Here is an 11,458-nt window from a genome sequence, read left to right on the forward strand (position 1 = left end):
GAACACTCTGTAGGAGGGCGGACCGTGCCCACGTCAGTTGAAATCTTTGCCGGTGGCGGCGGTATGGCCCTCGGGACACGCTTGAGCGGATTCCGCCATGCTCAACTAGTGGAGTGGGATGCCGCTGCCTGCCGCGTGCTGCGCCACAACGCCAGCGAGCAACCCGAGCTGTGGAAACCTGACACGGTGCGCGAGACGGACGTCCGCGCCTGGCTCTCAGAGGTCGACTCGCTCAATTTGACTGAGATCGACCTGGTCGCTGGCGGGCCGCCGTGTCAGCCCTTTTCCACGGGCGGACTGGCGGCGGGCCATGAGGATCCGCGAAACATGTTCTCATCTGCGATCGAAACAGTCCGGAAGCTCGCCCCCAAGCTTGTTCTTTTCGAGAACGTTCCTGGACTTTTGCGGGAGAGCTTCAAGCCGTACTACGAGTACCTGCAGAACTGGCTGAGTCGACCGGAGATCAATCCACGTCCCGGCGAGTTGTGGACCGACCACGCTGACCGAATCGCACGCAGTCGAACCTCCGGTCTTCGCTACCGCGTGTACCCGGAGGTCATCAACGCAGCTGACCTCGGAGTCCCCCAAGCCCGCAAGAGAGTTTTGTTGATTGGAATCCGCTCTGACATCACTGGAGCGGAGACTTGGAAGAAGATTTCCACCAGTCACTCACGGGAAGAGCTATTGCGCTCCCAGTGGGTGACCGGAGAGTACTGGGAAGAACACTGCGTGCCCACGTCCGATCGTCCGGAAACCCCTAGCCCTAGGGATCGGCGCACAGTAGACCTCCTACGCCAAGGCCAACTTCTCCCGGAGGGAGAACGCTGGAGAACGGTTCGCGACGCGATCAAGGGTCTTCCCACGCCAGTTGACGGTGTTCCCGACGACACCTTTGACAGTCACGTCGGGATCCCGGGCGCGCGCGTATACAAGGGTCACACCGGGAGCGCGATCGATGCTCCTTCCAAGACGATCAAAGCTGGCGTGCATGGCGTGTGCGGTGGCGAGGCGATGATCCGCTGGAATGACGATTCACTGCGGTACTTGACGGTCAGGGAATCCGCCCGCGTGCAATCATTCCCTGATTCGTATCAGTTCTCCCCTCTGTCCCGCACAAGCGCCATGCGTGTCCTGGGGAATGCTGTCGCCGTTGATGTGGCCAAAGAGGCTACTTCGCAGCTCGCTGCCCACATCGGACTCGAACTCGACCCCATAGAAATCTGAACGCCTCCCCTAGTTCCGCACACACTTTGTCGTAATTTACGGAGGTTCGCCGAGACGTCTGCTGGCGCCTTGGTCCCACGGCTCCGACAAGCCATGAAGAGTCGGGCCGTGTCGACCAAGGCGCCTTGCCGCTACCGCGAGCTGAAAAGTCGGATTTCGCTCCGCCTCACGCCATCGGTCGGGCCGGTTCCGTCTTCGTGGCGAGGAGGTTCTTGATGTAGGCGTAGAACGCGGGGGCGTCGATCTCCTCGATGACCGTGGCGTTGGGTTCCAGGCCGTGGACGCCCCAGGACATGGCCGCGTAGCCGCGGGTGAGTTCGCCGGCCGTTTCGACGTCGACGTGGTAGCGGGCGCTGCGGGTGACCAGGTCGGGGTGCAGCAGGAGGGCCGTGGTCAGCGAGTCCGGGTGGGTGGTGCCGTCGATGCCGACGCTGCGGTCGAACTCCAGGGTCGCCGCGCAGACCCGGGTGAAGAAGTCGCTCAGCGGGGTGCCGAGGGCGGCGATCTCGTCCAGCTTCGGCTGGTCGAACACCGCTTGGTCGAGCGTGAGCGGCGCCCACGGGACCACCACGATCTCGAAGCCGGCCGCGAACACCGCCTTCGCCGCCTCCGGGTCCACGTAGAAGTTGAACTCGGCCGCCGCGGTGATGTTGCCGCGGCCGTTGTTGGAACCGCCCATCACGTAGAGGGTTCCGACGTTGTGGACGAAGTCCGGGTCCTTGGCCGCCGCGCTCGCGATGTTGGTCAGCGGGCCGATGGCGACGACGGCGAGCTCGCCGGGGTTCTCCGCCGCCAGCCTGACCAGCGCGTCCACCGCGTGCTCGGGATCGGGGTCGCAGCCGGTCAGGTCCATCGTCAGACCGCCCGCGCCGTCACCGTGCACGTCCTCCGCGCCCTCCCACGGCCGCACCAGCGGGCGGCGGCAGCCCAGGTGGACCGGCACCTCGCCGAGCCGGCCGGCCGCGTTCAGGGTCAGGAACGCGTTGCGGACCTGGTGGTCGAAGCCGACGTTGCCCGCCACCATCGTCACGGCACGCAGCTCGGCGCGCGGGTCGAGCAGACCCGCGAGCAGCGCGATGCAGTCGTCCTGCGCCGTGTCGGTGTCGATCACCAGCGGGATGGTCTCGGGCATGCCGTCTCCTGCGCGGTGGCCTGTGTCAACGATCGTCCGGCGGTCCGCTCGTACTGTAGACAGCCACGCCGCCGCGGCCCAGACACCGTTGCTCCACTCGGCGCCGCAGTCCCCGCACGCCACGTCGCACCCCTCCGATCGGGTGGTGGGTGACGGCCTCGTGAGTGGCGGAACCGGTGGGAGGCGGCTTGCGCACTCACGACCCGCAGGAACCGCGTCGAGTGGCCACGCCTCGGCCCACACGGGACCGGCACCGGCCCGCGCCCCAGCGCGGTCGCGCCCCGGGACGATCGCGACCCCTCGTGATCAGCTGGGTACGCGGCGGTGGACACTACGCGCGCAAGAGCCGCCAACGGGACGAGGATGCCTATGACGACCGCAAGCAGTGTCCGCGCCGATGCGGTGCTGGCCGAGCTCCGACCGGACGTGCGCGAGCTGACCGCGAACGTCGACACCGCGGTGCTCCGCCCGGACGGCGAGTCCGTCCTGGACCGGGCCGACCGCGTCCGCATCGCGCTCCGCGTCGCGCTGGTGCACGACCAGCCGGACCTCGCCGGCGAGCTCGCGGCGGAGCTCGACGCGCTGGTCGGCGAGGGCGCCGCCGACGTCGTCCGGGACACCGAGCGCTGGGCGGAGCTGTCGGAGGAGCAGCAGGCGCTGCTCGCGCACTGCGAGCTGGTCGCGCTGGACCCGGCGGACGTGAGCGTCGCCGAGGTCGGCGAGCTGCGGGCGCAGGGCCTCAGCACCGCGCAGGTCGTGGCGGCCGCCCAGCTGGTGGCGGCCACCAGCTTCCGGGTCCGGCTGGGGCGCGGGCTGGAGCTGGCCGGCAGCGCCGACGCCGTGCCGGACGCCGCACCGGCCACCACGATCGCGGTCGGGGCCACCGCGGACGGCTGCGAGCTGCCGACCCCGGACGAGGCCTTCCCGCCGATGCGCTGGGTCCCGTGGGTGGAGGCCGACTCCTTCGACGAGGCCCTGGCGCACGACCCGGCGGCGCGGGAGGCCTGCAGCGCGCTCTACAACGCGGTCATGACCGCGCCGAGCGAGCTCTCCCCCGCCGACCGCGAACTGGCCGCCCTCGCCGCGTCGCTGCGCACCGGCTGCGCGCTGTCCGCCGGCATGCACGGCCGTCGCCAGGTCGAGCTGTCCGGGGACCAGGTGACCGCGGTGGCCCTGGCCGAGGCCGGCCCCGCCGCGGTCCCGGACCCGCGCCAGCGCGCGATCGTCGACGCGGCCGCCGCGCTCGCCCCCACCCCGGCGGCGCTGACCGCGGCGCACCTCGGTCGGCTGCGCGCGGTCGGGCTGAGCGCGGACGGCGTCCGCGACCTGGTCGCGGTGGCGGCCATGACGGCCTGGACCAACCGCCTGGCGATGACCCTCGGCAACGCCACCACCCGCGACCCGGACTGGTGAGCCACGGGGGCGTGAGCCTCCTGCGTGTCGCGCTCTCCGCGCCGGGGTAGTCGGTGCGTGCGGACACTGGAGGAGGCTCACATGGTTCAGATCGCGACCGAGCCGGTGGTCGTGCAGACCCCCGGAGGTGACCTCGAAGGGGATCTCGTCGTGCCACCGCCCGCTCGGGCGGTGGTCCTGTTCGCGCACGGTTCCGGGAGCTCTCGGCACAGCCCCCGCAATCGCGCTGTCGCGGAGTCGCTGCAGAGCGCCGGGTTCGGCACGATGCTGCTCGACCTGCTCACTCCCGAGGAGGCGAAGTTCGACCAGCGGACGCAGCAGCTCCGCTTCGACATCGACCTGCTCGCCGACCGCCTGGTGCCCGCGATCGACGAGCTCGGAGCTTGGTCGGCGACCCGAGGCATGCCGGTCGGGTTGTTCGGCGCCAGCACCGGTGCGGCCGCCGCGCTCAAGGCCGCCGGACGCCGACCGGACCGCGTCGGCGCCGTGGTCTCGCGCGGCGGTCGCCCGGACCTCGCCGGCGAGGGCCTGGACCTGGTGCGGGCCCCGACGCTGCTCATCGTCGGCTGCAACGACCGCGAGGTGCTCAACCTCAACCGCCAGGCGATGCAGCTGCTCACCGCGCTCCCGCTGGCCGACGTCAAGCTCGAGATCGTGCCGCACGCCGGACACCTGTTCGAGGAGCCCGGTGCGCTGGAGCGCGTCGCGGAGCTGGCCGCCGACTGGTTCCGCCACTACCTCGGCGCCGGGGTGGAGCGCCCGACCGGTCCGGACGGCGGCCACTGGAAGCCCCCGGAGCCGCGCCGCCGACCACCGGCCTAGTCCGGCCCGGCCACGTCGTCCGGGACGCGCCACCGTCCCGGACGGCGCCACCGCTCAGCGGGGCATGCGGCGCCAGAGGGCCTGCGGCACCAGCCGCATCGCCGCGAAGACCCAGCGCAGGACCGGCGGCACCCACACCACGCGGCGGCCCTTGCGCAGCGCCGCGACGGTGGCGTCCGCGACCTGGTCCGGCGTGCTGGACCACGGCGCCGGGTCCATGCCCGTGGTCATCCGGCCGATGACGAAACCGGGCCGCACGATCAGCAGGTCCACCCCGCTGCCGACGAGCGCGTCCGACAGCCCGTTGGCGAACCCGTCGAGCCCGGCCTTCGCCGACCCGTAGACGTAGTTCGCGCGGCGCACCCGCACGCCGGCGACCGACGAGAACACCACGATCTTCCCGCTGCCCTGCTCCCGCAGCAGGTTCGCCAGGTGCGTCAGCACGCTGATGTGCGCGACGTAGTCGGTGTGCACGACGCTGATGGCGTGCGCCGCGTCCCGCTCGGCGCGCTGCTGGTCGCCGAGCACGCCGAAGGCCGTCACCGCGACGTCGATCGGGCCGTGCTCCTCCACCACGCCGCGCAGCAGGTCGCCGTGGGCGGCGACGTCGTCGGCGTCGAACTCCACCCGCGCCACGTCGGTGGCGCCCACCTCGCGCAGCCGCGCCTCCTCGGCGTCGAGGTCGGCCGAGCGCCGCGCCGCCAGCACGACCTTGCCGTGTCCCTGCTTGACGAGGCGCTCCGCGACCGCCACGCCGATCTCGCTGCGGCCCCCGAGGACCAGTACCGCTCCGCTCATCGGGCTCAGTCTGCCATCGGCACGCGCCGACGACTCGCCGTGCTGCCGTGGACCACGCGCCCGGCGCGCTGACCCCGGTGAACGGCCGTCCTCTTCGGACTGGCAGCGACCGCGGGGCTCCCCTCGCCGATCCGCCGGAGCCCGCCTACGGTGGAGATCACGTACTCCGGGCGGAGCGGGTGTTTACCCCGTGAACTCCACGGAATACCCTGGACCAGATCGTTTTTCCTCCGGACCGAGCGGATGCACGCCATGGCAGATGTTGACCGGCCACAGATCGACACCACCAAGCCCAGCATCGCGCGGGTCTACGACGCTTTCGTCGGTGGCAAGGACAACTTCGAGGTCGACCGCCAGGTCTTGCGGCAGATCCAGGAGATCGCCCCGGAGGCCATCGAGGTCGGTCGGCTGTGCCGGGCGTGGCTGATCCGGGTGGTGCGGTTCCTGGCCGGTGGCGCCGAGATCGACCAGTTCCTCGACCTGGGATCCGGCCTGCCCACCGCGGAGAACACCCACCAGGCGGCGCAGCGGCTCAACTCCGAGGCCAAGGTCATCTACGTGGACAACGACCCGTCGGTGGCGGCGCACGGCCGCGCGCTGCTGGAGGAGAACGAGAACACCCACTTCGTGATGGCCGACCTCCGCGACCCCGAGGCGGTCCTGCGCGACCCGCTGGTCACCAAGCACCTGGACCTGAGCCGGCCGGTCGGGCTCATCCAGTGCAACACGCTGCACCACGTGACCGACGCGGAGGACCCGCGGCGGATCATGCAGACCTACGTCGACGCGCTGGCGCCGGGCTCCTACGTCGCGATCTCGCACCTGTACAACCCGGACGACGGCAGCGAGTTCGCCGAGCTGGCGGTCGAGTCCCAGGCGCGCTTCAACGAGATGATGGGCAGCTGCTACTACCGCCGGCGCGAGGAGATCCAGGCCCTGTTCTGCGGTCTCGAGATGGTCGAGCCGGGCCTGACCTACCTGTTCAACTGGTGGCCCGACGGCCCGCTGCTGCGCGAGCCCGACGCCGGGGCGCACAACCTCCTCGGCGGCGTGGCCCGCAAGGACTAGTCGCAGGTCCCGCGCGGCGTGCGGGTGGGACGCGGCCCACCGCTGACAGCAGTGGGTGCGCGGCCGTGCTCGCGCACCGCCGCGCACCCACGGTTCGTCTTCAGCCCGACTGGCGAGCGCTCCAGTGCCGCATCGCGTGCTCCACCAGCGCGATGAGGGTGCGCTTGGTGGACTCGCGGTCGCGGGCGTCGCACGGGCCGATCGGCACCTCCGGCCCGATCGCCATCGCCTCGCGGACCTGCTCGATGGAGTGCAGCATCTTCCCGTCGAAGCAGTTCACCCCGACCAGGTACGGCAGGCCGCGGTCCTCGAAGAAGTCGACCGCCGAGAACGAGTCGGCCAGCCGGCGGGTGTCCACCAGCACGACCGCACCGATCGCGCCCTTGACCAGGTCGTCCCACATGAACCAGAACCGCTGCTGGCCCGGGGTGCCGAACAGGTACAGGATCAGGTCGGAGGCCAGCGTGATGCGACCGAAGTCCATCGCCACGGTGGTGGTGGCCTTGTTCGGCGTCGCCCCCAGGTCGTCGACGCCGCGACTCGCCTCGGTCATCACCGCCTCGGTGGTCAGCGGCACGATCTCCGACACCGAGCCGACGAACGTCGTCTTGCCGACACCGAACCCACCGGCCACCACGATCTTCGCCGAGGTCGACGTGGTGCCGGCGTTGCCGGTGGGCTGCGGCGGGGAGCCGAGGCCGGGCGCGCTATAGCCGACGGAGTCCACTCAAAACCCTTTCCATCAACAACATGTGTGGTGCGCTACCGCTTTCGCTCACCGTGTGGTGCACGGTGATCAACCCCAGTTCGGCCATGTCGGCCAGCAGCACGCGGGCCACCCCGATGGGCACGGACAACAGCGCCCCCACTTCCGCGACCGACCGGGGTTGTTGGCACAGCTCGGCGATCGACTGGTGCTCCAGTCGAACTGCTGCGCCCGGGCGGTAACCCTCGCCGACCGAAACGAGGGTTTCCAGTTCCAAGTTGTGGGTGGACCTGGTGCGCCCACCGGTCCAGGTGTAGGAGCGGATGCTCGACGCGGCCGGAGCAGCAGGCTCCTCCACCGGTTCGTCCACGTAGGACTGCTGTGGTTGGTCCACGTAGGACTGCTGCTCCGGCGCCTCGTACCGCTCGCCGCGCGGGTCGTCGTGCTGCTCGACCTCGTCCCGCCCCTTGCGCTTGCGCTTGGGGCTGCTGCCGAAGGTGAACGCGTTGACGACGTCGGCGAAGCCGCTGTCACTGCTGTCGCGTCTTCGCCCCCGCGGGGGTTCTGGTCTCCTGCTCATCGCATCCTCACACGAGTGCGCCCGTCGAGCCCTGCAGCTGCGAGCGGATCTCCGGGGTCAGCATCTGGCCGACCCGCTCCACGAGCATGGTCATCTCGTAGGCGATCAGCCCCATGTCGCAGTGCGGGGCAGCGAGCACGGTCAGGCACGAGCCGTCGCTGATGCCCATCTGCAGCAGCGTGCCGCGCTCCATCTCCACGATGGTCTGGATGACGCGACCGGCTTCGAAGCACTTCGCCGAGCCCTGGGTGAGGCTCAGCAGCCCCGAGGCGACCGCTGCCAGCTGGTCGGCCCGGTCCCGGGGCAGGGTCGCCGACGCGGTCAGCACCAGCCCGTCTGCCGACACCACTATCGCGTGCGCCACGCCGGCCACGCGTTCGACGAAGTCGGTGATCAGCCAGCCGAACCTGCGGGAAATCATCTGTGCACTCATGCAACCTCCTGTTCGTCGCCGAGGTGATCACGCCTTCGCGCTGCGGACACCATGTCAATCCTCGTCGGTTGCTCGGTGCCGACCACGGCTGACACCGCTCTGGAAGTCGGCCAGTCGACCGCGGAGCCTGTCCGCATCCCGCTGGAACGTCCCGGTGCTGGTCGGCTCGGAACTCGCCACGCTACCCGGAACCAGGTGCGCCTTCGGGGTGCGACGGGGCAGCCCGGCCTTGGTGAACTCGCTGGGCTGCGGGTTCGCCGCGGCCTCGGCGGCTTCACGCGCCTTGTCGGCGGCGAAGCTCCACGCGTTGTCCGTGCTGCGGGAACCCCGCGGCTCGGGCTCGGCCGGTTCGGCCTGGTTGGCCCGGGAGTCGGTGGACGCGCCGAACTGGACCCCGTTCTGGGCCAGTCGACGGCTGATGTCCTCCGGGCTCCGCGACTGCCTGGCCGGTTCGGCAGCAGCCGCTGGTGCGTCGGTGGTCGCCTGCTGGCCCGCGCGCGGTGTGCGGCGCGGCAGCCCGGCGTCGGTGACCGGTGGCGCCTCCGGCTGCGGGGCCGCGGCCGGGGCTTCCGGTTGCGGCGCGGCGGCCGGTGCTTCGGCCTGCGGGGAAGCGGCCGGGGCCTCCGGCTGCGGGTCGTCGACGACGTCCTCCTCCCCGGGCCAGCTGAACTCGCCGGTCGCCGCGTGCGCCTTGAAGTACGCGTTCTCACTCGCGGGTTGGAACCACTGGCTGGAGACTTCCTCGTAGATGGGCGACTCCTCCTCCTGCCGTTGTTCGGCGGGCGGTTCGGCGCCTGGCCAGTCGAAGTCACCCGGAATCGCCCGCGGCTGCTGCGGGATGTCCAGCGGCGCGTCGAACAGGTGCGCCGTCGGTGATTCCTCCGGTTCAGGGGTGTGCGACTCGAACAGGCTCGTCGACCCCGGCTCCTGCCAGGGCGAGTTCGCAGCCGGGGTCCGGCGCGGCAGCTCACCGGACGTCGGCAGTTCGGTGTGCGCGAAGCCGTTGCGCTGGCCGGTCGGCGGCGCGGAGGGGGTCAGGACCGTGCCGGACTCACCACCCACCACGAGCTCGGACGGGATCATGACCGTCGCGCGGACACCCTCGACGTCCGGGCCGCCGTGCAGCTCGACGTGGACGCCGTGCCGCACCGCCAGGCGGCCGGCGACGAACAGGCCCATCCGCCGGGAGGTGGCCAGGTCGTCCTCGTCGACCTTCGCCAAGCGCTGGTTGGCCCGCTCCAGATCCGCCTCGCCCATGCCGATGCCGTGGTCGAGCACGTCGATCACCACGGTGCCGTCGCCGGACTGGTAGCCGGACACCGTCACGGTGGTGTCCGGGGCGGAGAAGTTCGCCGCGTTGTCCAGCAGCTCGGCCATCAGCCGCACCATGTCGCTGGCGGCGTGACCGCGCAGCTTCACCGCCGGCGGCGGCTGCACCACCACGCGCGGGTACTGCTCGATCTCGGAGACCGCGGCGCGCAGCACGTCGGCCAGGTCGGTGGGCTGGGTGAAGCGCCGCGCCAGGTCGTGCCCGGAGAGCACCATCAGGTTCTCGTTGTTGCGGCGCATCCGGGTGGCCAGGTGGTCCAGCTGGAACAGGCGGGCGAGCTGGTCGGGGTCCTCCTCGTCCTGCTCCAGCTCCTCGAACAGCCGCAGCTGCCGCTCCAGCAGGCTCTGGCTGCGCCGGGACACGCTGACGAACACGTCGCTGTAGCCGCGCCGCAGGTCGGCCTGCTCGATCGCGAGGCGCAGCGCCTGCTGGTTCACCTCGTCGAACGCCCGGGCCACCTCGCCGACCTCGTCGGTGGTCTCCACCGGGACCGGGCGCACCGCGGCGTCCGCGCGCTTGCCCTGCCGGATCGCGTCGACCGCCGCGGGCAGCTCGTACTCGGCGGCCTCCAGCGCGCTGGTGCGCAGCTCGCGCAGCGAGCCGAGCAGCTGGCGGGCGATCGCCACGATGATCGCGGCCGCGACGATCAGCGCCGACAGCAGCAGCACCGAGTCCCAACCGGCGGTGTCGCTGGCGTCGTCCTCCAGCTGGGCCGCGATCGTCCGGACTTCGGCGGCGAGGTCGTCGCGACCGTCCTTGATCGTCTGGACCGAGGCGTCGCTGGCGCGGTTCCAGTCCTCCCGCGAGACCGAGTACTCGCCGGAGTAGACGTCGTCGGTGCTCTCCACGACGATCTTGGTCAGCAGCTGGTTGCGCTCGACGATCGGCTTCGTGAGCAGCGTCTTGTCCAGGCGCTGCTGCCAGTGCGCGGCGACCGTGGCGCGGGCGTCGACGATCTTGCCGGCCAATCGGGCGCGCGAGCCCTGCAGGGCCTGCAGGGCCTGCTGGTCGAGGCTGCCCTCGCTGAGGCCGTTCAGCACCCAGACCTGCTGGACGCGGACCTCCTCGATGAGGGACAGCATGTCCTGGATCGCGAAGGCGGTGCTGGACAGGCTCTGGTCGGCGACGCTACCGGTGAGCGCGCGGTTCAGCGACATCGCGGAGCTGATGACGTCGCTGTAGGCGGCGATGGCCTGGGCGGGCTCCAACTGCTGGGCGTGCACGCCCTGGCGCAGCTGGGTGAGTTCGTCGAGCTTGGGCCGGAGTTCGCGGAAGCGGTCCACGACGACCGGGCCCAGGACGTCGGAGGAGCGGATCGTCTCGTCCAGCTGGGCTCGCGCGTCCTTCACCGCCTGGACGTTCCGGTCGAAGGCGCTGGGGTCACCGCCACCGGCCAGGATCTCGACCGCGCTGTTGCGTTCCAGCTGCAGGCCGTCGACCAGCGGCTCGACCTGGTCCACCGCGTCGAGCACCTCGGCGACGCGGGCGAACTCGTCGGCCCGGTCGACCTGCCAGCGGATCTGCCCGATACCGAGCGTGATCGCGAAGATGACCGGCACCAGGACAACGGCGCCGAGCTTGACCGGCAGGGACCAGTTGCGCCACTGGACCACGGTGTCGCGGAGTCGCCCGTGCTTCTCCTCGCTCACGAGCGCCCTCCTGACGTCGAGCTCAGGCTTCCGCGCTGCTCAGGCGCGGCTGGGAGCCTCTCGGGCGAACAATGGGTTGGAGAACGGCGCATGCGTGCGGTCCCGCAATCGTCGTCTGGGTGGGCTGGGGGCGAAGTCCAGCGGCCGTCGAGGGGCCCGGCGACACTCAGAGTCACCACTAGCACCTCCGGCGGGTGCATTCGAAACTCCGGTACCGAACCGTTACCTCTCCCGACGCGCAGCTGTCTTTCGATGCCCAAGCACTATAAGCCCCAGGTGACGAGATAACACCGGGGGCTTTTT

10 protein-coding genes are annotated in these 11,458 nt (G+C 70.6%); 4 read left to right on the forward strand and 6 right to left on the reverse strand.

The genetic code is table 11. From position 1 onward, the window contains the following. The first annotated feature begins 24 nt into the window (after positions 1 to 24). Complete coding sequence (locus HNR68_RS00595; RefSeq protein WP_218888153.1) at positions 25 to 1,224, forward strand: DNA (cytosine-5-)-methyltransferase; 1,200 nt, start codon at positions 25 to 27, stop codon at positions 1,222 to 1,224. A 166-nt stretch (positions 1,225 to 1,390) separates the two neighbouring features. Here the strand turns inward: HNR68_RS00595 and HNR68_RS00600 are convergent, their stop codons facing one another. After that, positions 1,391 to 2,356 (reverse strand): nucleoside hydrolase, encoded by a 966-nt coding sequence (locus HNR68_RS00600; protein WP_179716553.1) that lies wholly within the window; start codon positions 2,354 to 2,356, stop codon positions 1,391 to 1,393. A 369-nt stretch (positions 2,357 to 2,725) separates the two neighbouring features. Here HNR68_RS00600 and HNR68_RS00605 point away from each other — a divergent pair, with 369 nt between their 5' ends. After that, complete coding sequence (locus HNR68_RS00605) at positions 2,726 to 3,769, forward strand: peroxidase-related enzyme (protein WP_179716555.1); 1,044 nt, start codon at positions 2,726 to 2,728, stop codon at positions 3,767 to 3,769. 81 nt (positions 3,770 to 3,850) lie between these two features. Then, entirely contained in the window at positions 3,851 to 4,591 is a 741-nt protein-coding gene (locus HNR68_RS00610) for a dienelactone hydrolase family protein (RefSeq protein WP_179716557.1), read from the forward strand. Positions 4,592 to 4,645: 54 nt separating this feature from the next. Here HNR68_RS00610 and dprE2 read toward each other — a convergent pair whose 3' ends face one another. Continuing rightward, positions 4,646 to 5,389, reverse strand: coding sequence for a decaprenylphospho-beta-D-erythro-pentofuranosid-2-ulose 2-reductase (dprE2, locus tag HNR68_RS00615; RefSeq protein WP_179716559.1), 744 nt, complete (start codon positions 5,387 to 5,389; stop codon positions 4,646 to 4,648). A 252-nt stretch (positions 5,390 to 5,641) separates the two neighbouring features. On the opposite strand from dprE2, the gene HNR68_RS00620 reads away from it, so the two are divergent. Then, on the forward strand, positions 5,642 to 6,457 hold the full coding sequence (locus HNR68_RS00620; protein WP_179716561.1) for an SAM-dependent methyltransferase: 816 nt from the start codon (positions 5,642 to 5,644) through the stop codon (positions 6,455 to 6,457). Positions 6,458 to 6,557: 100 nt separating this feature from the next. On the opposite strand, the gene HNR68_RS00625 is transcribed toward HNR68_RS00620, so the two are convergent. Genes HNR68_RS00625 through HNR68_RS00640 form a run of 4 tightly spaced genes read right to left on the reverse strand, consistent with a single transcriptional unit; the run spans position 6,558 to position 11,155 of the window. Continuing rightward, on the reverse strand, positions 6,558 to 7,184 hold the full coding sequence (locus HNR68_RS00625; protein WP_179716563.1) for a GTP-binding protein: 627 nt from the start codon (positions 7,182 to 7,184) through the stop codon (positions 6,558 to 6,560). Then, the gene (locus HNR68_RS00630; RefSeq protein WP_179716565.1) at positions 7,165 to 7,743 is read right to left on the reverse strand and encodes a DUF742 domain-containing protein; all 579 of its coding nucleotides are present in this window, start codon (positions 7,741 to 7,743) and stop codon (positions 7,165 to 7,167) included. The genes HNR68_RS00625 and HNR68_RS00630 overlap by 20 nt, the downstream gene beginning before the upstream one ends. 7 nt (positions 7,744 to 7,750) lie before the next feature. Beyond that, complete coding sequence (locus HNR68_RS00635; RefSeq protein ID WP_179716567.1) at positions 7,751 to 8,176, reverse strand: roadblock/LC7 domain-containing protein; 426 nt, start codon at positions 8,174 to 8,176, stop codon at positions 7,751 to 7,753. A 54-nt stretch (positions 8,177 to 8,230) separates the two neighbouring features. Further along, on the reverse strand, positions 8,231 to 11,155 hold the full coding sequence (locus HNR68_RS00640) for a nitrate- and nitrite sensing domain-containing protein (protein ID WP_343049867.1): 2,925 nt from the start codon (positions 11,153 to 11,155) through the stop codon (positions 8,231 to 8,233). Positions 11,156 to 11,458: the final 303 nt, after the last annotated feature.

The organism is Saccharopolyspora hordei (assembly GCF_013410345.1).
In the GTDB taxonomy this organism is placed as follows: Bacteria; Actinomycetota; Actinomycetes; order Mycobacteriales; family Pseudonocardiaceae; genus Saccharopolyspora; species Saccharopolyspora hordei.